The organism is Streptomyces sp. NPDC040718, from assembly GCF_055593565.1.
The window spans coordinates 411,113-435,911 of the sequence record NZ_JBVIXO010000005.1 but is presented as its reverse complement, the minus strand read 5'-3'; the positions used below and the strand labels follow the sequence as shown (position 1 = coordinate 435,911).

23 protein-coding genes are annotated in these 24,799 nt (G+C 72.3%); 8 read left to right on the top strand and 15 right to left on the bottom strand.

What is annotated here, in order from left to right; genetic code table 11:
• Positions 1–35 precede the first annotated feature (35 nt).
• Entirely contained in the window at positions 36–536 is a 501-nt protein-coding gene (locus tag ACZ597_RS16145) for an NUDIX domain-containing protein (RefSeq protein ID WP_471329763.1), read from the top strand.
• Positions 537–582: 46 nt separating this feature from the next.
• Positions 583–1,011, top strand: a complete 429-nt coding sequence (locus tag ACZ597_RS16140; protein WP_405977811.1) for a hypothetical protein — start codon at positions 583–585, stop codon at positions 1,009–1,011.
• Positions 1,012–1,031: 20 nt separating this feature from the next.
• Here the strand turns inward: ACZ597_RS16140 and ACZ597_RS16135 are convergent, their stop codons facing one another.
• The 11 genes from ACZ597_RS16135 to ACZ597_RS16085 form a co-directional block, all read right to left on the bottom strand.
• Complete coding sequence (locus tag ACZ597_RS16135) at positions 1,032–1,535, bottom strand: methylated-DNA--[protein]-cysteine S-methyltransferase (protein WP_471329759.1); 504 nt, start codon at positions 1,533–1,535, stop codon at positions 1,032–1,034.
• On the bottom strand, positions 1,532–3,031 hold the full coding sequence (locus ACZ597_RS16130; RefSeq protein WP_471329757.1) for an AlkA N-terminal domain-containing protein: 1,500 nt from the start codon (positions 3,029–3,031) through the stop codon (positions 1,532–1,534). The genes ACZ597_RS16135 and ACZ597_RS16130 overlap by 4 nt, the downstream gene beginning before the upstream one ends.
• Before the next feature lie 344 nt (positions 3,032–3,375).
• A complete protein-coding gene (gene pssA / locus ACZ597_RS16125) occupies positions 3,376–4,236 on the bottom strand; it encodes a CDP-diacylglycerol--serine O-phosphatidyltransferase (protein WP_471329754.1) in 861 nt (286 codons plus the stop codon).
• Positions 4,223–4,879: a phosphatidylserine decarboxylase gene (locus ACZ597_RS16120; protein WP_125817380.1), complete on the bottom strand. Its 657-nt coding sequence runs from the start codon at positions 4,877–4,879 to the stop codon at positions 4,223–4,225. The genes pssA and ACZ597_RS16120 overlap by 14 nt, the downstream gene beginning before the upstream one ends.
• Positions 4,880–5,065: 186 nt before the next feature.
• Positions 5,066–6,271, bottom strand: a complete 1,206-nt coding sequence (locus ACZ597_RS16115) for an acyl-CoA dehydrogenase family protein (protein ID WP_030868030.1) — start codon at positions 6,269–6,271, stop codon at positions 5,066–5,068.
• Positions 6,272–6,273: 2 nt separating this feature from the next.
• Positions 6,274–6,786 (bottom strand): MaoC family dehydratase, encoded by a 513-nt coding sequence (locus ACZ597_RS16110; RefSeq protein ID WP_471329750.1) that lies wholly within the window; start codon positions 6,784–6,786, stop codon positions 6,274–6,276.
• Positions 6,787–6,789: 3 nt separating this feature from the next.
• Positions 6,790–7,764, bottom strand: a complete 975-nt coding sequence (locus ACZ597_RS16105; RefSeq protein WP_427710806.1) for an HpcH/HpaI aldolase/citrate lyase family protein — start codon at positions 7,762–7,764, stop codon at positions 6,790–6,792.
• Positions 7,761–9,830 carry a protein meaA gene (locus ACZ597_RS16100; RefSeq protein WP_471329747.1) on the bottom strand — a complete coding sequence of 690 codons (2,070 nt, stop codon included), beginning with the start codon at positions 9,828–9,830 and terminating at the stop codon, positions 7,761–7,763. The genes ACZ597_RS16105 and ACZ597_RS16100 overlap by 4 nt, the downstream gene beginning before the upstream one ends.
• Before the next feature lie 33 nt (positions 9,831–9,863).
• Positions 9,864–11,201 (bottom strand): crotonyl-CoA carboxylase/reductase, encoded by a 1,338-nt coding sequence (gene ccrA / locus ACZ597_RS16095; RefSeq protein WP_427710802.1) that lies wholly within the window; start codon positions 11,199–11,201, stop codon positions 9,864–9,866.
• Positions 11,202–11,590: 389 nt separating this feature from the next.
• Positions 11,591–12,406: a TetR family transcriptional regulator gene (locus tag ACZ597_RS16090; RefSeq protein ID WP_471329744.1), complete on the bottom strand. Its 816-nt coding sequence runs from the start codon at positions 12,404–12,406 to the stop codon at positions 11,591–11,593.
• A 160-nt stretch (positions 12,407–12,566) separates the two neighbouring features.
• Entirely contained in the window at positions 12,567–14,369 is a 1,803-nt protein-coding gene (locus ACZ597_RS16085) for a 3-hydroxyacyl-CoA dehydrogenase family protein (RefSeq protein ID WP_471329741.1), read from the bottom strand.
• Between the two features lie 384 nt (positions 14,370–14,753).
• On the opposite strand from ACZ597_RS16085, the gene ACZ597_RS16080 reads away from it, so the two are divergent.
• Positions 14,754–15,323 (top strand): HEAT repeat domain-containing protein, encoded by a 570-nt coding sequence (locus ACZ597_RS16080; protein ID WP_471329738.1) that lies wholly within the window; start codon positions 14,754–14,756, stop codon positions 15,321–15,323.
• 134 nt (positions 15,324–15,457) lie between these two features.
• On the opposite strand, the gene ACZ597_RS16075 is transcribed toward ACZ597_RS16080, so the two are convergent.
• The 3 genes from ACZ597_RS16075 to ACZ597_RS16065 form a co-directional block, all read right to left on the bottom strand.
• Positions 15,458–15,883 carry a RidA family protein gene (locus tag ACZ597_RS16075; RefSeq protein ID WP_471329735.1) on the bottom strand — a complete coding sequence of 142 codons (426 nt, stop codon included), beginning with the start codon at positions 15,881–15,883 and terminating at the stop codon, positions 15,458–15,460.
• A 24-nt stretch (positions 15,884–15,907) separates the two neighbouring features.
• On the bottom strand, positions 15,908–17,497 hold the full coding sequence (locus tag ACZ597_RS16070; protein ID WP_471329734.1) for an alpha/beta hydrolase: 1,590 nt from the start codon (positions 17,495–17,497) through the stop codon (positions 15,908–15,910).
• Positions 17,498–17,632: 135 nt separating this feature from the next.
• Complete coding sequence (locus tag ACZ597_RS16065; RefSeq protein WP_471329729.1) at positions 17,633–18,667, bottom strand: Rv2578c family radical SAM protein; 1,035 nt, start codon at positions 18,665–18,667, stop codon at positions 17,633–17,635.
• Positions 18,668–18,871: 204 nt separating this feature from the next.
• On the opposite strand from ACZ597_RS16065, the gene ACZ597_RS16060 reads away from it, so the two are divergent.
• The 5 genes from ACZ597_RS16060 to ACZ597_RS16040 all read left to right on the top strand — a co-directional run bounded on the left by ACZ597_RS16060 (position 18,872) and on the right by ACZ597_RS16040 (position 24,059).
• Positions 18,872–19,069, top strand: a complete 198-nt coding sequence (locus ACZ597_RS16060) for a hypothetical protein (RefSeq protein WP_471329727.1) — start codon at positions 18,872–18,874, stop codon at positions 19,067–19,069.
• Positions 19,070–19,218: 149 nt separating this feature from the next.
• On the top strand, positions 19,219–19,662 hold the full coding sequence (locus ACZ597_RS16055; protein WP_469115181.1) for an SRPBCC family protein: 444 nt from the start codon (positions 19,219–19,221) through the stop codon (positions 19,660–19,662).
• A 165-nt stretch (positions 19,663–19,827) separates the two neighbouring features.
• Positions 19,828–20,661 (top strand): M55 family metallopeptidase, encoded by an 834-nt coding sequence (locus ACZ597_RS16050; protein WP_471329724.1) that lies wholly within the window; start codon positions 19,828–19,830, stop codon positions 20,659–20,661.
• Position 20,662: 1 nt separating this feature from the next.
• On the top strand, positions 20,663–22,045 hold the full coding sequence (locus ACZ597_RS16045; RefSeq protein WP_471330134.1) for a M20/M25/M40 family metallo-hydrolase: 1,383 nt from the start codon (positions 20,663–20,665) through the stop codon (positions 22,043–22,045).
• 13 nt (positions 22,046–22,058) lie between these two features.
• Complete coding sequence (locus tag ACZ597_RS16040; protein WP_471329721.1) at positions 22,059–24,059, top strand: prolyl oligopeptidase family serine peptidase; 2,001 nt, start codon at positions 22,059–22,061, stop codon at positions 24,057–24,059.
• Between the two features lie 9 nt (positions 24,060–24,068).
• Here the strand turns inward: ACZ597_RS16040 and ACZ597_RS16035 are convergent, their stop codons facing one another.
• Entirely contained in the window at positions 24,069–24,779 is a 711-nt protein-coding gene (locus ACZ597_RS16035) for a hypothetical protein (RefSeq protein ID WP_471330131.1), read from the bottom strand.
• Between the last annotated feature and the right edge of the window lie 20 nt (positions 24,780–24,799).

Here is a 24,799-nt window from a genome sequence, read left to right as displayed (position 1 = left end):
GCGCGGCGGCCCGTACCGCCGGTTAGGGTGGCCGCGTGACCACCACGGATGACTTCGCCACCTACATCGCGAGCCTGCCCCGGGTGCTGGCCGGAGCCGCCGCCCTCTTCCGCGACGAGCGGGGCCGGGTCCTGCTCGTCGAGCCCAACTACCGTGAGGGCTGGGCACTGCCGGGCGGAACGGTCGAATCGGACAGCGGCGAGTCACCCCGTACGGCCGCCCGGCGCGAGAGCGCCGAGGAGATCGGCATCGACGCCCCGCTCGGCCGGCTCCTCGCCGTCGACTGGAGCGTCGGCGCCGGCCGCCCGCCGCTCGTCGCCTACCTCTACGACGGCGGCGTGCTCGACGCCGCGCAGCTCGACTCCATCAGGCTCCAGGAAGAGGAACTGCTCTCCTGGAAGCTCGTCGAGCCCGCCGAACTCACCCACCACCTCCTCGGATCGCTCGGCCTGCGCACCCAAGAGGCGTACCGAGCCCTGGAGTCGGGCGAGGGAACCGTGGAGCTCGAGAACGGCCGCCGGCCGGTCAACCCCTGAACGACCCCCCGTACTTGGACTCCTCCGACCAGGGCAGAATCAACAGATGATCACGATGTACGCCTGGCCGAGCACGGCCGACGGGCCCGACGCCCTCCCCATGGTCCACTTCACCACAGACGAGCAGTCGGGCGGCGAGGTCTCCGAAGAGGGGATGCCGATCTGGCTGTTCGACACCGCGATACGCGAGGGCGGCTGGTCCGCCTTCGAGGACTTCGAGGGCTGGTCCGCGCCCGCCGAAGGCTGGCAGGCCTTCTACCGCCGTGAGGACGACGTCCTCGCCGTCACCGGACCCGGCGCCTGCGAGGGCTGGTACCAGGGACGGCTGGGCGCCGACGACGAATGGATCAAGGCGGCCGCCACCCAGAACAGCGTGGTCCTGCTCGCCGCCCCCGTGCAGCACCCCTCCCTCTACGCCTACGCCGTCGAAGCCGGCGCCGGCTTCGCCCTGCTCGCCCCGCTCGTCGTGATCTGACCCGGACCGGCCCGGACCCGCTAGCGGGCCGCGCCGCTCTCGAACTCCAGCAGCCGCACCTTGCGCTCGATGCCGCCGCCGTACCCGGTCATCGAGCCCGAGGCGCCGATCACCCGGTGGCAGGGCACGATGATGCCGACCGGGTTCTTCCCGTTCGCCAGGCCGACCGCGCGCGAGGCGTTCGGCTTGCCGAGCTCCGCGGCGAGCTGCCCGTACGACCAGGTCCGCCCGTAGGGGATCCGGACGAGCTGCTCCCAGACGCTGCGCTGGAACTCCGTGCCCTCCAGCCGCACCGGCACGGTGAACTCGGTCAGCTCGCCGGCGAAGTACGCGGCCAGCTGCCGTCGCACCTCGGGGAAGGGCTCCTCGGCGTCCGCCACCCGCTCGCCGAAGGACTCCTCCACCGGCCGGTGGCGCTGGCCGGTCATGTAGAGCCCGCTGAGGACCCCGTCGGTGGCGACCAGGGTGAGCGGCCCGTACGGGCTGTCGACGACGGTGTGGATCTTGTTGCTGACGCTGCTCACGACGGTGCTCCTTGTGCTCCGGGCATGTGGTTGATCGGGTGCGTGTCGGTGGCCCACAGGTACTGGACGGCGTACGCGCGCCAGGGCCGCCAGCCGCCCGCGCGGGCGGTCAGGGCGGCGGGCGTGGACGGCAGGCCCAGCCCCTGGGCGGCCTTGCGCACTCCCAGGTCGGACGGGAGGAACGCGTCGGGGTCGCCCAGCGCCCGCATCGCGATGATCTCGGTGGTCCACGGCCCGAAGCCGGGCAGCGCGGACAGCCGGGCGCGGGCCGCCTCCCAGTCGCTGTCGATGCCGAGCGGCAGGGAGCCCTCGGCCAGGGCCGTGACCAGGGTGGTGAGGGTCGTACGGCGGCTGCGCGGCATCGACAGGGATTCGGGGTCGACGCCGGCCAGCGCCCCGGGGGAGGGGAACAGGTGGGTCAGCCCGCCGTGCGGGTCCTCCACGGGCTCCCCGTACGCGGCCACCAGCCGGGCCGCGTGCGTACGGGCGGCCGCGGTGGACACCTGCTGCCCGAGCACCGCACGTACGGCGAACTCCGCCGCGTCGACGGTCCGCGGGACCCGGCGCCCGGGGGCCTTCTCCACGAGCGGCGCCAGCAGCGGATCCGTGCGCAGCTGGCCGTCCACGGCCTCCGGGTCGGCGTCCAGGTCGAGCATCCAGCGGCAGCGGCTGATGGCGATGGTCAGGTCCCGCAGGTCGGTCAGCGCGAGCCGGCAGCCGATGTGGTCGGGGCCGGGCGTCAGCGCGACCACCCCGGAGCCGTACGGGAGCCGCAGCGTCCGCCGGTAGGCCCCGTCACGCCACTCCTCGACCCCCGGGACGGCGGTGGCGGCGAGGTGCCCGAAGAGGTTGTCGGGGTTGAGCGGGGCCCGGTAGGGCAGCCGAAGGCTGATCGTCCCCGGGATCCGCGGCCCGCCCCGGCCGGCGCCCCGCCGGCCCGCCCGCAGCCGCAGCTCACCGGGGGTGAGGGCGAACACCTCCCGCACGGTCTCGTTGAAGTTCCGGATCGAGGAGAACCCGGCGGCGAAGGCCACGTCCCCCATCGGGAGCTCGGAGGTCTCGATGAGCAGCCGGGCGGTCTGGGCGCGCTGCGCCCGGGCCAGGGCCAGGGGCCCGGCGCCGAGCTCGGCGTTGAGCTGCCGCTCCACCTGCCGGGTCGAGTACCCGAGCCGCACCGCCAGCCCCGGCACGCCCTCCCGGTCCACCACCCCGTCCTGGATGAGCCGCATCGCGCGTGCGACGGCGTCGGCGCGGGCGTTCCACTCGGGGGAGCCGGGGCTGGTGTCGGGCCGGCACCGCTTGCAGGCCCGGTACCCGGCCTGCTGGCAGGCGGCGGCGCTGGGCAGGAAGCTCATGTTCTCGACCTTGGGCGGCACGGCCGGGCAGCTGGGCCGGCAGTAGATGCCGGTGGTCCGGACCGCGGTGAAGAACCACCCGTCGAACCGGGCGTCCTTCGACTGCACGGCCCGTACGCAGCGGTCGGTGTCGGTGTACATGGCTCCAGCATCCCGGCCGGCCCCAGGGCAGGGCTGGCGGTTTTCCGACATCAAGCCTAGCCCCGCCGTGGCCGGGGCCGGTGGGCGTGTGCGGATGGGTGGGCCGCTGCGCGGGTCCGCGGCTCAGGCGCCGGCGAGGCTGGAAGATCCACCCCGCCGGCGTCTGAGGCGAGAACGGTCGAAGGGTGGGGAGGGGCAGGCCCCGCGCAGCGGCACACCATCCGCGATGGCTCGCCGCCCCCGGCGACCGGAGGCCGGCGCACCCGGCGGTGCGTGAAAAAGGCGGAAGGCCCCGGATGCCTGTGGCATCCGGGGCCTTCCGTCGTGCGAGCCGAGCGGCAGCGTTACGGCTGGGACGCCGCCCGCGCCTCCCGCCGGTTGTGGCGGAACGTGTTCGCGCGACGGGTCGTCGCGAACAGCGGGATGGTCGCCGCCAGGGCGATCTGGAGCGCGCAGCCGGTCTGGAGGAGCAGCTGGCCGCCCGGGGCGTCGAACGCCCAGGCCGCCAGGAGGCCCATCGCCCCGACGATCCAGCTCAGCATCGCCGCCGCGAGGACACCCCGCGGCTTGGGGTACTCGACCCGGCTCACCATCAGCCAGGCCACCCCGATGATCGCCAGCAGGGTCGGGATGAACGGCAGCTCCAGCAGCACGATGGAGACCACCGTCAGCGCGCCGAAGGGGCTCGGCATGCCCTGGAACATGCCGTCCTTCATCGTCACGCAGCTGAATCTCGCGAGCCGCAGCACGACCGCCAGCAGGACCACGATCGCCGCGAGCGCCGACATCTTCTGGTGCGCGTCGTCGGCGACCATGCCGTAGACCAGCACGAAGTACGCCGGCGCCAGCCCGAAGCTGATCAGGTCGGACAGGTTGTCCAGCTCCGCGCCCATCGGCGAGCTGCGCAGCTTGCGGGCCACGATGCCGTCGAAGAGGTCGAAGACCGCCGCGAGGAGCATCAGTATCACCGCCGTCGCCGCGCTGTGCCGGGCCATGCCCGACTCGCCGCTGCCGGTGAGGTGGGGGATGAGGATCCCTGTGGTGGTGAAGTACACCGCCATGAACCCGCACGTGGCGTTGCCGAGGGTGAGGGTGTCCGCTATCGACAGCCGCAGCGAGAGCGGCATGTCGTCCTCGGCGGACTCCTCCTCGGCGGACTCGGGAACCCAGCCGGTGGCAGGAGTCTCGGGGTCAGTCACGGTCAATTCGGGTCACCCCCGCGGTGGTGGCCTGACCGACCTCGACCGCGACCTCGACGCCCTCCGGGAGGTAGATGTCGACGCGGGAGCCGAAGCGGATCAGACCGATGCGTTCGCCCTGCTCCACCTTGGTTCCGGCCGGCAGGTACGGGACGATCCGGCGCGCGACGGCGCCGGCGATCTGCACCATCTCGATGTCGCCGAGCTCGGTGTCGAAGTGCCAGACAACGCGCTCGTTGTTCTCGCTCTCCTTGTTGAACGCCGGGACGAACCCGCCGGGGATGTGCTCCACGGACGTCACCGTGCCCGCCAGGGGCGCGCGGTTGACGTGGACGTTCAGCGGGCTCATGAAGATCGCGACGCGGGTGCGCCCGTCCTTCCACGGCATGATGCTCTGCACCACACCGTCGGCGGGCGAGATGACGCGGCCCTGGGCGATCTCGCGCTCGGGGTCGCGGAAGAACCACAGCATGCCCGCCGCGAGAGCGGTGGCGGGCACGGCCGCCGCGGCCCAGCGTCCGGACTTGCGGGCCCGGGTGAGGCTGAGCGCCGCGGTGGCGACGGTCGGCAGAAGCCACGGCGATGCTCCGCGCGCGAGGCGTACGCCCGAGAGGCTGTCGCGGTGTGCAGAGGTTTGGCTGTGGGGCATGGATGACCTTCGTAGCGGGTGATTGCCGCGCCGCAAACGGGGGGACGGGACGGCGGCTTTACTGGAATGCTATCGGTTGCGCGCAACAACTGGGCAAGCCAGAAGCCGAGTCGATGGCCGTCGGCCAGTGACTGCAGGTGACTCTTCTGCGGTGGATCATCGGATGATCCACCGCAAAAGGGACATTTAGCCCTGGAGTCGGTACTCCTCGAGCAGGCGTCGCCCGATGATCATTTTCTGGATCTCGGCGGTTCCTTCACCGATCAGAAGCATCGGCGCTTCCCGGTAGAGGCGCTCGATCTCGTACTCCTTCGAGAACCCGTAGCCGCCGTGGATACGGAAGGCATCCTCGACGACCTCCTTGCAGTATTCGGAGGCGAGGTACTTCGCCATCCCGGCTTCGAGGTCGTTTCGTTCCCCGGAGTCCTTTTTGCGTGCCGCGTTCACCATCATGGCATGGGCGGCCTCGACCTTGGTAGCCATCTCGGCCAGCTTGAACTGGATGGCCTGGTGCTCGGCGATCGCCTTGCCGAAAGTGTGACGTTGCTGGGCATACGAGACACCCAGTTCGAAAGCACGCTGCGCGACGCCGCAGCCACGCGCCGCCACGTTGACGCGGCCGACCTCGACGCCGTCCATCATTTGGTAAAACCCTCGGCCCGTCTGGCCTCCGAGGACCCGATTGGCCGGAATGCGCAGTCCGTCCATGATGAGCTCGGTCGTGTCGACGCCCTTGTAGCCCATCTTGTCGATCTTGCCCGGGATCGTGAGGCCCGGACGGACCTCGCCGAAGCCCGGCTCCTTCTCCACGAGGAAGGTGGTCATCGACTTGTGGGGCGCCGTGCCCTCGGGGTGTCCTTCGTCACTCCGGACCAGAACGGCCACGAGGGTGGAGGATCCGCCGTTCGTCAGCCACATCTTCTGGCCGTTCAGGACGTACTCGTCGCCGTCCTTCACCGCCTTGGACGTGATGGCCGACACGTCCGAGCCCAGCCCCGGCTCCGACATGGAGAAGGCGCCGCGGACCTCGCCCAGCGCCATGCGCGGGAGGAAGTGGTCCTTCTGCTCCTGCGTGCCGTGCTGCTTGAGCATGTACGCCACGATGAAGTGCGTGTTGATGATGCCCGAGACGGACATCCAGCCCCGCGCTATCTCCTCGACGCACAGCGCGTAGGTGAGCAGCGACTCACCCAGGCCGCCGTACTCCTCCGGGATCATCAGGCCGAAGAGGCCCAGCTCCTTCAGGCCGTCGACGATCTGCTGCGGGTACTCGTCACGGTGCTCCAGCTCGGTGGCGACCGGGATGATCTCCTTGTCGACGAACTCCCGGACGGTCTTGAGGATCTCCCGCTGGACGTCCGTGAGCCCGGCGGTCTGGGCGAGTCGTGCCATGGCTACTTCCCCTGTTCCTTCAGCTGAGGCCGGCCGGGCTGCTCGCCGCCGCGCGCCGTGATGTACGTCTCGGTCGGGACCATCACCTTGCGCCGGAAGACGCAGACGAGGGTGCCGTCCTGCTTGTAGCCCTTGGTCTCCACGTAGACGATGCCGCGGTCGTCCTTGGACTTGGACGGGGTCTTGTCCAGGACCGTGGTCTCGCCGTAGATCGTGTCGCCGTGGAAGGTCGGCGCCACGTGCCGCAGGGACTCGATCTCCAGGTTGGCGATGGCCTTCCCGGAGACGTCCGGCACGGACATGCCGAGCAGCAGCGAGTAGACGTAGTTGCCGACGACCACGTTCTTGCCGAAGTCGGTCGTGTTCTCGGCGTAGTTCGCGTCCATGTGGAGCGGGTGGTGGTTCATGGTCAGCAGGCAGAAGAGGTGGTCGTCGTACTCCGTGACCGTCTTCCCGGGCCAGTGCTTGTAGACCGCCCCGACCTCGAACTCTTCGTAAGTGCGTCCGAACTGCATGGCTCAGGCTCCCGGGATCTCGAACTTGGTGGTGCGCTGCATGCCGGCGGCCCGGCCCTTGCCGGCGATGACCAGGGCCATCTTGCGGCTGGCCTCGTCGATCATCTCGTCGCCGAGCATCGCGGAGCCCTTCTTGCCGCCCGCCTCGGAGGTGCACCAGTCGTAGGCGTCGAGGATCAGCTCGGCGTGGTCGTAGTCCTCCTGGGAGGGGGAGAAGACCTCGTTGGCCGCGTCGACCTGGCCGGGGTGCAGCACCCACTTGCCGTCGAAGCCGAGGGCGGCGGCGCGGCCGGCGACCTCGCGGTAGGCGTCCACGTCGCGGATCTGGAGGAAGGGGCCGTCGATCGCCTGGAGGTTGTGCGTACGGGCCGCCATCAGGATCCGCATCAGGATGTAGTGGTAGGCGTCCGCCGGGTAGCCGGGCGGCTGCATGCCCACGACCAGGGACTTCATGTTGATCGAGGCCATGAAGTCGGCCGGGCCGAAGATGATGGTCTCAAGGCGCGGCGAGGCGGCGGCGATCTCGTCGACGTTGACCAGGCCCTTGGCGTTCTCGATCTGCGCCTCGATGCCGATCTTGCCGACCTCGAAGCCCATGGTCTTCTCGATCTGGGTCAGCAGCAGGTCCAGCGCGACGACCTGCTGGGCGTCCTGGACCTTCGGCAGCATGATGCAGTCGAGGTTCTGGCCGGCGCCCTCGACGACGGTGATGACGTCGCGGTACGTCCAGTGGGTGGTCCAGTCGTTGACGCGCACCACGCGGGTCTTGCCGGTCCAGTCGCCGTTGTTCAGCGCGTCCACGATCGTGTGGCGGGCGCCTTCCTTGGCGAGCGGGGCGCAGGCGTCCTCCAGGTCCAGGAAGACCTGGTCGGCCGGCAGGCCCTGGGCCTTCTCCAGGAACCGCGGGTTCGAGCCCGGGACCGCGAGGCAGGAGCGGCGCGGACGCAGCCGGTTCACGGGGGAGAGGGGCGTGGTCATGCGGGGACCTCCGTGCTTTCAGCGATGTTGAGAGGGTGGAGCTTGTTGGCCTTGCGGATCTCGTCGACGATACGGCCGATGATCTCCGTGATGCCGAAGTCCTTCGGGGTGAACACGGCGGCCACCCCGGCGGCCTTCAGCGAGACGGCGTCGGCGTTCGGAATGATGCCCCCGACGATGACGGGGATGTCGCCCGCCCCCGCCGTGCGCAGCCGTTCCAGGACGTCCGGGACCAGCGCGCTGTGCGAACCGGACAGGATGGACAGTCCCACGCAGTGCACGTCCTCGGCCAGAGCCGCCGAGGAGATCTCCTCGGGAGTCAGCCGGATGCCCTGGTAGACCACCTCGAAGCCGGCGTCCCGGGCCCGTACGGCGATCTGCTCGGCGCCGTTGGAGTGCCCGTCCAGGCCGGGCTTGCCGACCAGCAGGCGCAGCCGGCCGGAGCCCAGCTCGTCCGCCGTCCGGGAGACCTTCTCACGGACGAGGGCCAGCGGGGTGCCCGCCTCGGCGGTGACCGCGACCGGGGCCGAGGAGACCCCGGTCGGGGCGCGGAACTCGCCGAAGACCTCGCGCAGTGCGCTCGACCACTCACCGGTGGTGACACCGGCGCGGGCGCACTCCAGGGTGGCCTCCATCAGGTTCTCGGTCCCGGCGGCGGCCTCCTTCAGCCGGTCCAGGGCCTGCCCGGCGGTGGGGAACACGAACGGGTCGCCGTTCCCCTGCCGGTCCGAGGACTCCTGCCGCTCGGCCCGCCACCGGGTGATCCGCTCGACGGTGAACGCCTCCACCGCGGGGTCGACGGTCATGATGGCCCCGTCGAGGTCGGCGGTGAGCGGGTTCTCCTCGGTCTGCTGGAAGCAGTTCACCCCGACGATCTTGTCGTCGCCGGCCTCGATCCGGGCACGCCGCTCGGCGTGCGAGGAGACCAGCTGGGACTTCAGGTACCCGGACTCGACGGCGGCCATGGCGCCGCCCATCTCCTGGATCCGGTCGATCTCGGCCAGGCAGTCGGCGACCAGGGAGTCGACTTTGGCCTCGATGACGTGGGAGCCGGCGAAGATGTCCTCGTACTCCAGCAGGTCGCTCTCGTGGGCCAGGACCTGCTGGATGCGCAGCGACCACTGCTGGTCCCAGGGCCGGGGCAGGCCCAGCGCCTCGTTCCAGGCGGGCAGCTGCACCGCGCGGGCGCGGGCGTCCTTGGAGAGGGTGACCGCGAGCATCTCCAGCACGATGCGCTGGACGTTGTTCTCGGGCTGCGCCTCGGTCAGGCCGAGCGAGTTCACCTGGACGCCGTAGCGGAACCGGCGCTGCTTGGCGTTCTCGATGCCGTAGCGCTCCTTGGTGACCTTGTCCCAGATCCGGCTGAAGGCGCGCATCTTGCACATCTCCTCGATGAAGCGGACGCCCGCGTTCACGAAGAAGGAGATACGGGCGACCACCTCGCCGAAGCGCTCCTCGGGCACCTGGCCCGAGTCGCGCACCGAGTCCAGGACGGCGATCGCGGTGGACATCGCGTACGAGATCTCCTGGACCGGCGTGGCCCCGGCCTCCTGCAGGTGGTAGCTGCAGATGTTGATCGGGTTCCACTTCGGGATGTGGTTGACCGTGTACGCGATCATGTCCGTCGTCAGGCGGAGCGAGGGCCCGGGCGGGAAGACGTGCGTCCCGCGCGAGAGGTACTCCTTGACGATGTCGTTCTGGGTGGTGCCCTGGAGCTGGGAGATGTCCGCGCCCTGCTCCTCGGCGGCCACCTGGTAGAGCGCCAGCAGCCACATGGCGGTGGCGTTGATCGTCATCGAGGTGTTCATCTGCTCCAGGGGTATGTCCTGGAACAGCCGCCGCATGTCGCCCAGATGGGAGACCGGGACCCCGACCCGGCCGACCTCGCCGCGGGCGAGGATGTGGTCGGGGTCGTAGCCGGTCTGCGTCGGGAGGTCGAACGCGACCGACAGGCCGGTCTGGCCCTTGGCGAGGTTGCGGCGGTACAGCTCGTTGGACGCCTCGGCCGTGGAGTGGCCGGCGTACGTCCGCATGAGCCACGGACGGTCCTTCTGGCGCTCTGTCATCTCAGGCGATCCTTATGGCCTTTGAGTGGGATCTCAGACGTTGCGGAAGCGGTTGATCGCGTCGAGGTGCTTGGCGCGCATCTCGTGGTCGCGGACGCCGAGGCCCTCCTCGGGGGCGAGGGCGAGGACGCCGACCTTGCCCTGGTGGAGGTTGCGGTGGACGTCGTAGGCGGCCTGGCCGGTCTCCTCCAGGGAGTAGACCTTCGAGAGGGTGGGGTGGATCTTGCCCTTGGCGATCAGGCGGTTGGCCTCCCACGCCTCGCGGTAGTTGGCGAAGTGCGAGCCGATGATCTTCTTGAGGGACATCCACAGGTAGCGGTTGTCGTACTCGTGCATGTAGCCCGAGGTCGAGGCGCAGGTGGTGATCGTGCCGCCCTTGCGGGTGACGTAGACGGAGGCGCCGAAGGTCTCGCGGCCCGGGTGCTCGAAGACGATGTCGATGTCCTCGCCGCCGGTCAGCTCGCGGATCTTCGAGCCGAAGCGCTTCCACTCGCGCGGGTCCTGGGTGCGCTCGTCCTTCCAGAACTTGTAGCCCTCGGCGTTGCGGTCGATGACGGCCGTGGCGCCCATCTTCCGGCAGATCTCCGCCTTCTCCGGGGAGGAGACGACGCAGATCGGGTTGGCGCCGCCGGCCAGCGCGAACTGGGTGGCGTACGAGCCGAGGCCGCCGCTGGCGCCCCAGATCAGGACGTTGTCGCCCTGCTTCATGCCGGCGCCGTTGCGGGAGACCAGCTGGCGGTAGGCGGTGGAGTTGACCAGGCCGGGGGAGGCGGCCTCCTCCCAGCTGAGGTGGTCCGGCTTCGGCATCAGCTGGTTGGACTTGACGAGGGCGATCTCCGCCAGGCCGCCGAAGTTGGTCTCGAAGCCCCAGATGCGCTGCTCGGGGTCGAGCATCGTGTCGTTGTGGCCGTCCGAGGACTCCAGCTCGACCGAGAGGCAGTGCGCGACGACCTCGTCGCCCGGCTTCCAGGAGTTGACGCCGGGGCCGGTGCGCAGCACGACGCCCGCGAGGTCGGAGCCGATGACGTGGTACGGGAGGTCGTGGCGCTTGGTGAGCTCCGACAGGCGCCCGTAGCGCTCCAGGAAGTTGAAGGTGGAAACCGGCTCGAAGATCGAGGTCCACACCGAGTTGTAGTTGACCGAGGAGGCCATGACGGCCACCAGGGCCTCGCCCGGGCCGAGTTCCGGAACCGGGACCTGGTCCAGGTGCAGGGACTTGCGCGGGTCCTTCTCGCGGGTGGTGAGCCCCGCGAACATCTCCGCCTCGTCCTTGTGCACGGTGATCGCGCGGTACGAGTCGGGGAGCGGCAGTGCGGCGAAGTCTGCGGCGGTGGCGGACTGCGACTGAATCGCGTCCAGGATGTCCTTCACGGTATTGCCTCCGGCGAGCGCTGATGAGGGTGCGCTGAGGGATGCGCGGTGCGCGGTTACGTGTGGTGTGCTGCTGCGGGGTGCCGTCGGTCCGGCGGAGCTGTGGTGCTGTCGCGCCTGTGGTGAGGGCGAGCGGGGCCTGGTGACGCAGGCATCCGGGGCGCGTTCCGTACCGAGTGGGTGCGGGCCGCGGGGACATCCGGACGGGACTCAACGTATGGCACCCCGTGTCACTCGGCAAGGCACTGCGTGCCAAAAGTTTCTCTCACTTGCCGATTGACCTGCGCAGATGAGCGATGATCGATCAGAGTTACCGGAGAGTAGGGGCAACTCGGACAAAGAAAAGCGGCCGCCCCCGGAACGGGAGCGGCCGCTGTGACGCGTGTCGCCTACTTGTTCTTCAGTGCCTCTTCGATGGTCCGCATGACCTCGTCCAGAGGAGCGTCCGTACGCGCCACCGCGACCAGGACCTCGCCCTCGGTGCGCACCGTCGCCTGCGGGGCCCCGGTACTCGCGCCCGGCGTGCGGCCGGCGCCGATCCCCGACCCGAAGGTCTTGCGGACGATCGCGAAGGCGTGGTCCAGCTGCGCCTCCACGTCACCCTGGCCCCCGGCCCGCAGCCAGCGCCGCAGCACGTGGTTGTGCGCGGTCACCACCGCGGAGGCGGCCACCTCGGCGAGCAGCGGATCGTCGTTGCCGTCGTGGTGGTCGGTCTCGTCGAAGTGGGCGAGCAGGTAGCGGGTGAAGAGCCGCTCGTAGCGGGCGACCGAGGCGATCTCCCGCTCCCGCAGCGCCGGCACCTCGCGGGTCAGCCGGTAGCGCTCCACCGACACCGCCGGCGAGGCGGCGTACATCTTCATGACTTCCTTGATCCCCCGGCACACCGTGTCGAGCGGGTGCTCGTGCGCCGGAGCCACGTCCAGGACGGCCTCCGCGCGGGTCAGGGTGTCGTCGTGGTCCGGGAAGATCGCCTCTTCCTTGGAGCGGAAGTGCCGGAAGAAGGTCCGGCGCGCCACCCCGGCGGTCGCGGCGATCTCGTCGACCGTCGTGGCCTCGTACCCCTTGGTCGCGAAGAGCTCCATGGCCGCGGCGGCGAGCTCGCGGCGCATCTTGAGCCGCTGGGCGGCCGCCCGGGTGCCGGCCGCGCTCTCCTGGGAGTCGGCGGCCGACGCGGCGCGGGGTGAGGTCTTGGCGGGCTGGGACATAGAGCGAAAGTACTTCATTCGCGCAGGCGCGCGCGCCGGAGGGGGGTGGGAGGGGGGTGGATGCGGGGGAGGGCCCGCACTGGGCTCGGAAGGGTACGTCCGCCGTGAGGGTCCGGCGGACCCGAGCAGCCCTCCCCACGCATCCTGATCGGGGCCCGGCCTACCGGCGGGCGTACTCACGGAATCCGCGGCCGGTCTTCCGGCCCAGGCAGCCCGCCGCCACCAGGTGCTCCAGCAGCGGGGACGGCGCCAGGGCGGGGTCGCGGAACTCCTGGTAGAGGACCTTCTCGATGGCGAGCGACACGTCCAGGCCGACCACGTCGAGGAGCTCGAACGGCCCCATCGGGTAGCCGCCGCCCAGCTTCATCGCGGCGTCGATGTCGTCGATCCCCGCGTAGTGCTGCTCGACCATCTTGATCGCGTTGTTCAGGTACGGGAACAGCAGCGCGTTCACGATGAACCCGGCCCGGTCCCCGCAGTCCACCGGGTGCTTGCGCACCTTGGCGCAGACCTCGCGGACCGTGGCGTGCACGTCGTCGGCCGTCAGGACCGTCCGGACCACCTCGACCAGCTTCATGGCCGGGGCCGGGTTGAAGAAGTGCATGCCGATCACGTCCTGCGGGCGCGAAGTGGCACGCGCGACCGCGATCACCGGCAGCGAGGAGGTGGTGGTGGCCAGCACCGCGCCCGGCTTGCAGACCTTGTCCAGGCCCGCGAAGAGCTGCTGCTTGACCTCCAGGTCCTCGGCGACCGCCTCGACCGCCAGGTCCACGTCCGCGAAGGCCTCCAGCGACCCGGCCGGGGTGATCCGGCCCAGGGTCTGCGCGGCGGCCTCCTCGGTCAGTCGGCCCTTGGACACCGCACGGCCCAGGGACTTCCCGATCGCGGCCTTCGCGGCCTCGGCCTTCTCCTCGCTGCGGGCGGCCAGGACCACGTCGTAGCCGGCCTGCGCGAAGACCTGCGCGATACCGCTCGCCATGGTCCCGGAGCCGGCCACACCGACCGAGGAGACCGGACGGCCCGCGCCCAGCAGGGACCCGTCCAGCGGGGTCTGGAGGTCGCGGACGACCACCGGGCTGCCCGGGGCCTCGTACGTGTAGAAGCCGCGTCCGGCCTTCTGCCCGGTCAGGCCCGCCTCGACGAGCTGGCCCAGGATCGGCGCCGGGGCGTGCAGCCGGTCGCCGGAGGAGGCGTACATGGCCTCCAGCACGGTGCGCGCGGTGTCGACGCCGACCAGGTCGAGCAGGGCGAGGGGGCCCATCGGCAGGCCGCAGCCCAGCTTCATCGCCGCGTCGATGTCCTCGCGGGAGGCGTACTTGGCCTCGTACATCGCGGCGGCCTGGTTGAGGTAGCCGAAGAGCAGGCCGTCGGCGACGAAGCCGGGCCGGTCGCCGACCGCGACGGGCTGCTTGCCCAGCTCCACCGCCAGCTCGGTGACCGCCTCGACGGCCGTCGGCGCGGTCAGCACGCTGGAGACGATCTCGACGAGCTTCATCGCCGGGGCCGGGTTGAAGAAGTGCATGCCCAGCACCCGCTCGGGGTGCAGGGACTCCGCGGCGAGCCGGGTCACGGACAGCGCGTTGGTGCCGGTGGCGAGCACGGTGTCGGGCCGGACGATCGCGTCGAGCTCGCCGATGATCCGGTGCTTGAGGTCGTAGTCCTCCGGGACCACCTCGATGACGAGGTCGGCCTCGGCGGCGGCGCCGAGGTCCGTGAAGGTGCGGAAGCGGGCCAGGACCGCCTCGCGCTCCTGCTCGGTGAGCTTGTACTTGGCCACGGAGCGGGCCGTGGCGGCCGCGAGGGCCCCGGCGGCACGGCGGGTGGCGGCCTCGCTGACGTCGATGCCGATGACCTCGCGGCCGGCCCGGGCGAGCACCTCGGCGATGCCGGTGCCCATGGTGCCGAGGCCGACGACGGCGACGGTGCGGAGGGAGGACTGACTGGACGTGGACGGAAGGTCCATCGCGGGACTCCAGTGGAAGAGGGTGACGACTGGGGGAGCGCGCGGCGCACAGCGCGCGCGGATGCCGTACGGAAGAGCCGTGCGGAGCACGCCCGGCGGTGCGCCCGAGAGGGATGGGGGCGCGGCGGGCGGAACGGCGGAACCCTGTCCCGGGGTCCAGCCGTACGGGTGAAACGGTCGAGCGGAACGAACCGACTGGTACGGGGCGGCTGCGTCACCAGGCCGCGTCCGTACGTGTTGGAGCGAGATTAACCGGCCGGTAACTGGTCCGCCAGAGCGCGGAGATGTGACCTGTACCGCCCAAATGTACCGATCATCGATCATCGATCAACGGGCTCCGCGGAACCCCGCCTGCCGGTGGCCGCGGACCCCTAGGGTGGCGGGGTGAACGACGTGCTGGAACGCCTGCGGGCGGAGGCCGACGGGTCGGCCGCGTACGCGGAACTGCTCGCGGCGGCGCCGGACGCCCTGGCCGCCTCCCTGACCTCGGCCGGGCTGCCCCTGTGGGCCCGGGAACTGGCCGCCTACCGGCTCGGGATGGCGGGGGACCGGCGGGCCTTCGAGCCCCTGGTCCTGCTGCTCAACCACCGGGACCCGGCCCGCTGCGCCGCCGCCGCGCAGGCACTCGGCGTCCTCGGGGACCCGCGCACCGCCCGCGCGGCGGCGGCCCTGGCGACGAACTCCCTGCGCACGGCCTACGCCCTGCACCCGGTCCGGCTGCTCACGGCGCTGCGGGCACCGGAGTCCGCCCCGGCCCTGATCAAGACCCTGTCGCGGCTGCTGGCCCCGCACGACCCGTACTGGCGGGTGGCCCTGGCCTGCGTCGAGGGCCTCGGCACCCTGGCCGACACCCGGGCCCGCGACGTCCTGGTCCGCGCCCAGGCCCACCCCCGGCTCGCCCTGGCCGCGACGGACGCCCTGAACCGCCTGATGACCCGGCATCCCGACGCCTGAGCCCTGCCGGGCGGGGGCGGGTCTGCCGCTGCGCGGGGCCGGTCCCCTACCCGCCCTCCAACCGTTCTCGCCCCAATCGCCGGCGCGGCTGAACAAGCCTCGCCGGCGTTTGAGGGCCCCGCGCAGCGGCCCCCTCAGCCCGCCGCCGGGACCACCGCGAAGGCCTCGACCTCCAGCAGGAGCTCCGGCCGGAACAGGGCCGCGACCTGGACCGCCGAGGAGGCCGGCAGCCGGTCCGGGGCGATCACCTCGTCCCGGGCCGCCCGGACCGCCGGCAGGTGGGCCACGTCCGTGACGAAGTACGTCAGCTTCACCACGTCCTCGAAGCCCGCCCCGGCCGCCGCCAGGCACCGCCGCAGGTTCTCGAACACCTGCCGGGCCTGCGCGGCCGGGTCGCCCTCGCCGACCACCGCGCCCTTCTCGTCGAAGGCGCACTGCCCCGAGACGGCCACGAACCGCCCGGTGCCCCAGACGACGTGGCTGTACCCGGTGCCCGGGCTGACGCCCTCGGGCGCGGCGACCCGGGTGAGGTGGTTGTCATCGAAAGAAGGAGTGGTCATGCGGACGATCTTGCACGCCCGGCGTCAGCCCCGGAAGCCCAGCAGCCCGTGCAGGGCCGCACCGCCCGCCGAGGGCGGCACCGCGCGGGTCGCTGCGGCCGGCTTCGGGGCGGGCTGCGCCGGGCAGGTCGCGTCCGCCGCCTGACCCGTCCTCAGGTACGCCGACAGCTTCTCGTCGAGGCACTTGTTGCCGCTGAGGGCGATGCCGTGGTTGCCGCCGCCCTCCTCCACCACCAGCGCCGAGCCCGCCAGCTTGTCCCGCATGCTCACCGCGCCCTCGTACGGGGTCGCCGCGTCCTCCGTCGCCTGGAACAGCAGCGCCTTCGGCAGTGCCGTGTTCGTCACGTCCGGGGCTTCGAGCGGCAGCGTCGGCCAGAACGCGCACGGCGCGTTGTACCAGGCGTTGTTCCAGGTCATGAAGGGCGCCTTGGCGTGCGTGCGCCACATGTCGGCCCGCCAGCGGTTCCAGTCCCTCGGCCACGCCGAGTCCCGGCACTGCACCGCCGTGTACACGCTGTAGCTGTTGTTCGCCGACGGCTCCACCGCGCCCAGCCGTTCGTACGCCGCCACCAGCGGCTTCGGGTCCTGCTTCACCGCGTACGCCGCGAAGGCCTCGGCCAGGGACGGCCAGTAGCCGTTGTAGTAGCCGCCCGGCATGTACGTGTCCTCCAGCTCGGACGGGCCCACCTTCCCGCCCGCCGGGGCGGCGCGCAGCGCGTCGCGCATCGCGTACCAGCGCTCCTCGACCCGGGCCGGGTCGGTGCCCAGGTGGTACGTGGAGTCGTACTGGGCCACCCAGGCCAGGAACGCCTTGTGGCGGGCGTCGAAGGCCAGGTCCTGCGCGAGGTTGTCCTGGTACCAGACGCCGCCCGGGTCGACCACGGAGTCCAGCACCAGCCGGTGCACCCGGTCCGGGTGGAGCTTGGCGTACACGGCGCCCAGGTAGGTGCCGTAGGAGTAGCCGAAGTAGCTGAGCTTCTGCGCGCCCAGCGCGGTGCGCAGCACCTCCAGGTCGCGGGCCGCCGAGACGGTGCCCACGTACGGGAGCACGTCCGCGTGCTTCTCCTGGCAGGACACCGCGAAGGCACGCACCCGCTCCAGGTTGGCCCGCTCGGTCGCCCCGTCCCGGGGCACCGAGTCGGGCCGTACGGGGTTGAAGTGGCCGGACCCGCAGTCGAGGGCGGGCTCGCTCTTGCCCACGCCCCTTGGGTCGAAGCCGATCACGTCGTACTGGGCGGCCACGTCTTTGGGCAGGGCGGAGGCGATGAACCCCGCCAGCGAGCGGCCGCTGCCGCCCGGGCCGCCGGGGTTGACCAGCAGCGGCCCCTGGGAGGTCGCGGCGGTGTGCGGGACGCGGGTCAGGGCCAGGGAGATCTGCCGCCCGGCGGGCTGCTCGTGGTCGAGCGGGACCTTGAGGGAGGCGCACTGCAGCGTCGGGTAGCGGGGGGTCGCGCAGCCGGTCCAGCGCAGGCCGGCGGCGGCCGGGGCGGGCGCCTCGGCGGGAGCGGCCGGCGCCGCGGTGAGGGGGGTCGCGAGGGCGGCGGCGACGGTGGAGATCGCCAGCAGGACGGCGGCCCGCTTCTTCGCGGGTCGCAGCTTCGAGGGGTGGAGCATGGGGCCTCCCAGCCGAGGGTTCTGGGCGGAATCGTCCCGGAAACCGAGGCGGGAAGGCGGGATTGGGCCGCGCATTGGCCCGATGTGATGACCCGTCGGGAGGCGTCCGGGTCACGGGCGGTGCGCGCGGAGGGGTCACAGCAGGGTCAGCTGGGTCGGACCGGCGGGGGCCGGACCGGGCGGCCGCTCCGGCGCGGCGGTCGCCCGGGGCCGCCCGCGCCGGGCGGGGCCGATGCCGAATTCGGCGGCGAGCTCGTGGACTTGGCGGGTGATCCGGCGCTGGTACCAGGTGGGCGCGTACGACCCGCCCGCGTACATCCGTTCGTACCGTTCGACCAGGTGCGGGTGGTGCCGGCCGAGCCAGGCCGTGAACCACTCGCGCGCGCCCGGCCGCAGATGGAGTACCAGGGGTGTCACGGAGGCCGCCCCGGACGCGGCGATCGCCCGGACGGTCGCCCGCAGCTGCTCGGGGGAGTCGCCGAGGAAGGGGATCACCGGCGCCATCAGCACCCCGCACTCCAGGCCGGCGTCCGTCAGGGCCCGTACGGCGGCCAGCCGGGCGGCGGGGGAGGGGGTGCCGGGCTCGACGGTCCGCCACAGGCCGGTGTCGGTGAACCCGACGGAGACGCAGACGCCGACCTCCGTGACCTCGGCGGCCTCCCGCAGCAGGGGCAGGTCGCGCAGGATCAGCGTGCCCTTGGTGAGGATCGAGAAGGGGTTCGCGTGCTCCCGCAGCGCCCCGATGATCCCCGGCATCAGCCGGTAGCGGCCCTCGGCGCGCTGGTAGCAGTCGACGTTGGTGCCCATCGCGATGTGCGCGCCGCTCCAGCGCGGGGCGGCCAGCTCGCGGCGCAGCAGCTCCGGGGCGTTGACCTTGACGACGATCTGGGAGTCGAAGCCGAGCCCCGTGTCCAGGTCGAGGTAGCCGTGGGTCTTGCGGGCGAAGCAGTAGACGCATGCGTGACTGCAGCCGCGGTAGGGGTTGACGGTCCACTCGAACGGCATCCGCGATGCCCCGGGCACCCGGTTCACGATCGAGCGGGCCCGGACCTCGTGGAAGGTGATCCCGCGGAACTCGGGGGTGTCGATGGTGCGGGTGACGACGGAGCCGGCCCCGAACAGGGCGGCCGGACCACTGCCCGGCGCCCCGGTCAGATTCTCCCAGCGCATGGATGCCTCCTCGGTGACGGGGACCCGAGAATAGAACAAACGTTCCCATGATCGTGCGGACGGCACCGCACGGGGCGCTTCCGGCGGTGGTGCGAGTGGCCCTAGTCGGTGCACCGAAGGGGTTGCCCGCCCGCGTCCGACGCCGTCCGGCCCTCCCCACCGGGAAGGCAACCGGCGTTCCGACCACTCACGAACGGAGTCGAAATGCGCAACCTCCTCAAGTCCTCCCTGGTGACGGTCGCCGCGATCGTCGTCTGCGGCGTCTCGACGACCGCCGCCAACGCCGCGGCCCTCGGCGGCGACGGGCTCGGCGGCAGCATCATCGGCAGCGGCAACTCGTACGACTACGACGTGAACTTCGCCACCATCGCCCTGGGCTCCCTCCTCGGCCTCCTCTCCTGAGGGACGGTCAGGGCGGCAGGGGTACGTCCCTCCGGCCGGGGCTCGCGCCACCGGCCGGGGCCGTCCGGCGGACGAGGGCGGATTTGGGCGCCCGCCCCGGAGGTGATTGGCTTGCCGCCGCAACGTTCACGACTGCTGGAGGAACAGGCATGGCGCAGGTCGAAGCCACCACGGAGCGCATCATCGAGGCCGACGCGGACACCGTGTTCGACGCGCTGGCCGACTACACCGGCACCCGGAACAAGCTGCTCCCCGAGCACTTCAGCGAGTACGAGGTACGCGAGGGCGGGGACGGCGAGGGCACGCTGGTCCACTGGAAGCTCCAGGCCACCAGCAAGCGCGTACGGGACTGCCTGCTGGAGGTCACCGAGCCCACCGACGGCCAGCTCGTGGAGAAGGACCGCAACTCCTCCATGGTCACCACCTGGACCGTCACCCCGGCCGGCGAGGGCCGCTCCCGCGCCGTGGTCAGCACCGTGTGGAACGGCGCGGGCGGCATCGGCGGCTTCTTCGAGCGCACCTTCGCCCCCAAGGGCCTCGGCCGCATCTACGACACCGTGCTCGAGAACCTGGCCAAGGAAGTCGGCGCCTGACAGCGCCCCCCGAGCCGCCGGCGGGACAACGCCCGGGGACGGCTCACCGGTTCGGGTGGAAATCCGGGCCGGCGTGAGCCGCCCCCGGCCCGGGCGTGGCCCGGGGCCGCGAACGTGCCGGGCGGCTAGGGTGGGGCTCCGCGACCCGACCCACCGGGGGGCCCGATGAAGATCCTCGTCTCCGCCGACATGGAAGGCGCCACGGGCGTCACCTGGCCCGCCGACGTACTGCCCGGCACCCCGCAATGGGAGCGCTGCCGGGGCATGTTCACCTCCGACGTGAACGCGGCGGTACTCGGCTTCTACGACGGCGGCGCCGACCAGGTCCTCGTCAACGAGGCCCACTGGACCATGCGCAACCTCCTCCTGGAGAAGCTCGACGCCCGCGCCGAGATGATCACCGGCCGGCACAAGTCCCTCTCCATGGTCGAGGGGGTCCAGCACGGCGACGTCGACGGCATCGCCTTCGTCGGCTACCACACCGGCGCCGGCAGCGAAGGCGTCCTCGCCCACACCTACCTCGCCAATTCCATCACTGGCGTTTGGCTGGACGGCCTGCGCGCGAGCGAGGGCGTCCTCAACGCCCACGTGGTCGCCGAGTACGGGGTCCCCGTCATCCTCGTCACCGGCGACGACCTGACCTGCGCCGACGCCGCCGGATACGCCCCCGACGCACGCACCGTCGCCGTCAAGGACCACGTCTCGCGCTACGCGGCCGTCTGCCGTACCCCGGCCCGCACCGCCGCCGACATCCGCGCCGCCGCCACCGAGGCGGCCAAGCTCGCGGTCCGGCACGAGCCCGTGCGCGGCGGCCCCTTCGCCGTGGAGGTCGAGTTCGACGCCGAGCACCTGTCGATGGCCGCGACCGTCGTCCCGGGCGTCGAGCGCTCCGGCGAGCGCAGGGTCGCGTACACCAGCGAGACGATGTACGAGGGGATCCGGACCTTCAAAGCGGTCACGACGGTCGTCTCGGCGGCCGTGGAGGAGCAGTATGGCTGACATGCACCGGGTGGAAGGCGCTCCCCGAGGGACCGCCCACGAAGAAGCCGCGGCCCCGGGCGGGGCCGCCATCGACGCGGCGGCCCTCGCCGAGGTGGTCGAGTTCACCTCCGGTCTGATCCGGATCGACACCACCAACCGCGGCGGCGGCGACTGCCGCGAGCGGCCCGCCGCCGAGTACGCCGCCGAGCGGCTCGCCGGAGCCGGGCTCGAACCCGTACTGCTGGAGCGGACGCCGGGCCGTACCAACGTGGTGGCCCGGATCGAGGGCACCGACCCCTCCGCACCCGCCCTGCTCGTCCACGGCCACCTCGACGTGGTCCCCGCCGAGGCCGCCGACTGGAGCGTGGACCCCTTCTCCGGAGAGGTCCGCGACGGAGTGGTCTGGGGCCGCGGGGCGGTCGACATGAAGAACATGGACGCGATGGTGCTGGCCGTCGTACGCGCCTGGGCGCGCCACGGCGTACGGCCGCGCCGGGACGTCGTCATCGCCTACACCGCCGACGAGGAGGCCAGCGCGGTCGACGGGTCCGGCTTCCTCGCCGACGAGCACCCGCACCTGTTCGAAGGCTGCACGGAGGGCCTGAGCGAGTCCGGGGCGTTCACCGTGCACCCCCGGCCAGGCCAGGCCCTCTACCCCATCGCCGCCGGCGAACGCGGCACCGCCTGGCTCAAGCTGACCGCGCACGGCACCGCCGGGCACGGCTCCAAGCCCAACCGGGCCAACGCCGTCAGCCGGCTCGCCGCCGCCGTGGCCCGCATCGGAGAGTACGACTGGCCGGTCCGCCTCACCGACACCGTCACCGCCTGCATCACCGAACTCGCCGCCCTCCAGGGCCTCACCCTCGACCCGCGCGCCCCCGGCACCGACCTGGACGGCCTCCTCGGCAAGCTCGGCCCGGCCGCCGCCCTGGTCGAGGCGACCGTCCGCAACAGCTCCAACCCGACCATGCTCAGCGCCGGTTACAAGCTCAACGTCGTCCCGGGCCACGCCACCGCCTACGTCGACGGACGCACCGTGCCCGGCGGCGAGGCGGAGTTCGCCGACACCCTGAACCGGCTCACCGGCCCCGACGTGCACTGGGAGTTCGAGCACCGGGAGGTGGCCCTCCAAGCGCCGGTGGACGGGCGGACGTACGGGATCCTGCGCGAGTCCGTCGAGCACTTCGACCCCGACGGCCACGTGGTCCCCTTCTGCATGGCCGGCGGCACCGACGCCAAGCAGTTCTCCCGGCTCGGCATCACCGGCTACGGCTACTCCCCGCTCAAGCTGCCGCCGGGCTTCGACTACTGGTCCCTCTTCCACGGCGTGGACGAGCGGGTCCCGGTCGACGCCCTGCACTTCGGGGTCCGCGTCCTCGACCGCGCGCTGCGGGCCCTGTGATGGGAGCCCGGTGATGGCGGCCGCCGCCGTCGGGGGCCCCTACGGCAGCTGGCCCTCCCCGATCGCCGCCGCGCACGCCGCCGCGCACGACGGCCGCCCCGAGTACGTGGGCACCATCGGCGCCGAGGTCTGGTGGACCGAGCCCCGCCCCGGCGAGGGCGGCCGCCGCACCCTGGTGCGCCGGCCCGCCGACGGAGGCGCCGCCCGGTCGGTACTGCCCGCCCCGTGGAACGTGCGCAGCCGCCTCACCGAGTACGGGGGCCTGCCCTGGGCGGGCGCCGAACAGCCCGGCCGGGGACCGGTGGTGGTCTTCGTCCACCACGCCGACCAGCGGCTGTACGCGTACGAACCCGACGCCCCCGGCAGCCCCCGGCCGCGTCCGCTCACCCCCGTCTCGGCGGTCGGCGGCGGCCTGCGCTGGGCCGACCCGGTGCTGCGCGGCGGCGAGGTCTGGTGCGTGCTGGAGGAGTTCACCGGCCCCGCCCCGGGCGACCTGCGCCGGGTGGCGGCCGCCGTACCGCTGGACGGCTCCGCCGCCGCCGACCGGTCCGCCGTACGGGAACTCACCGACGACCGGCACCGCTTCCGCACCGGGCCGAAGCTCTCCCCGGACGGGCGCGGCGCGGCCTGGCTGGTGTGGGACCACCCCCGGATGCCCTGGGACGGCACGGAACTCCAGCTGGCCGCCGTACGCCCCGACGGGACGCTCGGCGCCCCCCGCACCGTGCTGGGAGGCCCGGACGAGGCCGTGGCCCAGGTGGCGTGGGCGGCCGACGGGACCCTGCTCGCGGTGAGCGACCGCACCGGCTGGTGGAACCCGTACCGGGTGGACCCGGACAGCGGGGAGGCGGTCAACCTGTGCCCCCGCGAGGAGGAGTTCGGCGGCGCCCTGTGGAAGCCGGGGCTGACCTGGCTGGCGCCGCTGCCGGACGGGCCCGTGGCCGTACTGCACGGGCAGGGCTCCTCGGTGCTCGGCGTCCTGGACCCCGACACCGGGGACCTGGTGGACGCGGCCGGGCCCTGGACGGCCTGGCAGCCGGCCCTGGCCGTCAGCGGCACCCGCGTCTACGGGGTCGCCGCGAGCCCGCGCAGCGCCTACGAGGTCGTCGAGCTGGACACCGCCACCGGGCACGCCCGGGTCGTCGGGGCCCGGGCCGCCGACCCGGTGGACCCGGCCTACTACCCGGAGCCGCAGAGCCGCACCTTCCCCGGCCCCGGCGGCCGTGAGATCCACGCCCACGTCTACCCGCCGCACCATCCCGCCCTGCGGGCACCCGACGACGAGCTGCCCCCGTACGTGGTGTGGGCGCACGGCGGCCCCACCGAGCACGTGCCGCCCGTACTGGACCTGCACATCGCCTACTTCACCTCGCGCGGCATCGGCGTCGTCGAGGTCAACTACGGCGGGTCCACCGGCTACGGCCGCGCCTACCGCGAGCGGCTGCGCGAGCAGTGGGGCGTGGTCGACGTGGAGGACTGCGCGGCCGTGGCCCGGGCGCTGGCCGCCGAGGGCACCGCCGATCCCGCCCGGCTCGCGATCCGCGGCGGCAGCGCGGGCGGCTGGACGGCGGCCGCCTCCCTGGCCGCCACCGACCTGTACGCCTGCGCGGCGGTCATCTACCCGGTGCTCGACCTGAGGGGCTTCGCCGCCGAGACCCACGACCTGGAGTCGCACTACGCCGACGGCCTGGCCGGCCCCCCGGGCACCCTGGCGCTGCGCTGCCGGGAACGCTCCCCGGTGTCCCGCGCCGACCGGATCGAGGCCCCCTTCGTCCTGCTCCAGGGCCTGGACGACCCCGTCTGCCCGCCGGCCCAGGCCGAACGCCTGCTGGCCGCCCTGCGCGGCCGCGAACCGGCGGTCCCGCACGCCTACCTCACCTTCGAGGGCGAGGGCCACGGCTTCCGCCGCGCGGACACGATGGTCCGCGCCCTCGAAGCCGAACTCTCCCTCTACACGCAGGTGTTCGGCATCGAACGCGGCGACGTGCCCCGCCTGGAACTGCGTACGGAGTGAGGGGCGGCCCTAAGCCGTGTGCAGCCAGATCCGCAGCGGGCCGAGCGGGGTGAACCCGGCGCGTACGGCGGTCTCCAGGTCCTCCCCGTGCTCGTAGCCCACGACCGGCAGGCCCGGCCAGTGGCGGGCTGCCGCGTCGAGGGCGGCCGCCCAGACGGCGTCGGCGTCCGCGTCGTCATGGGCGAACACGTTCGAGACGCCGACGACCCCGCCGCCGGTGCTGACGACGGCCCCGGCGGTGATCCGGGCCCCGTCACGGCCCGCCAGGAAGATGATGCCCTCCCGCAGCAGCCCCTCGTGGAACAGGCCGGTGCTCTCCTCGCCGTCCCAGGCGGACTCCCAGGCCACCAGCTCCCCGGGGCCCTCCAGCTCGTCCCACTCCAGCCGGCCGCCCGTCGGCGCGGCGGGAGCGGCCTCCCCGGCCGGACGGTGGATCCACTGCGCCTCGAACAGCACCTCGAAGCCGGCCGGGGCCAGGTCGAGCGAGGCGAAGCTGTCCTTCACGGAGCAGCCGGGGGCGGCGGTGTCGACCCCGGCGACCACGTCGGAGGCCGACGCGTCCGGGGCGAGGGTGACGGCGTCGGGGTACAGCGGCGGGGTGCGGCGCGGGCTGCACCAGAGCGAGTCGCGGAAGTGACCGCTGCGGGAAACGGCGGCGCACCACTCGGCGTTGTTGCGCGCGGCGGCGGCGAGCAGCTGCTCGGGAGTGTTCGGGGTGATCACACCGGGATGCTGCCACA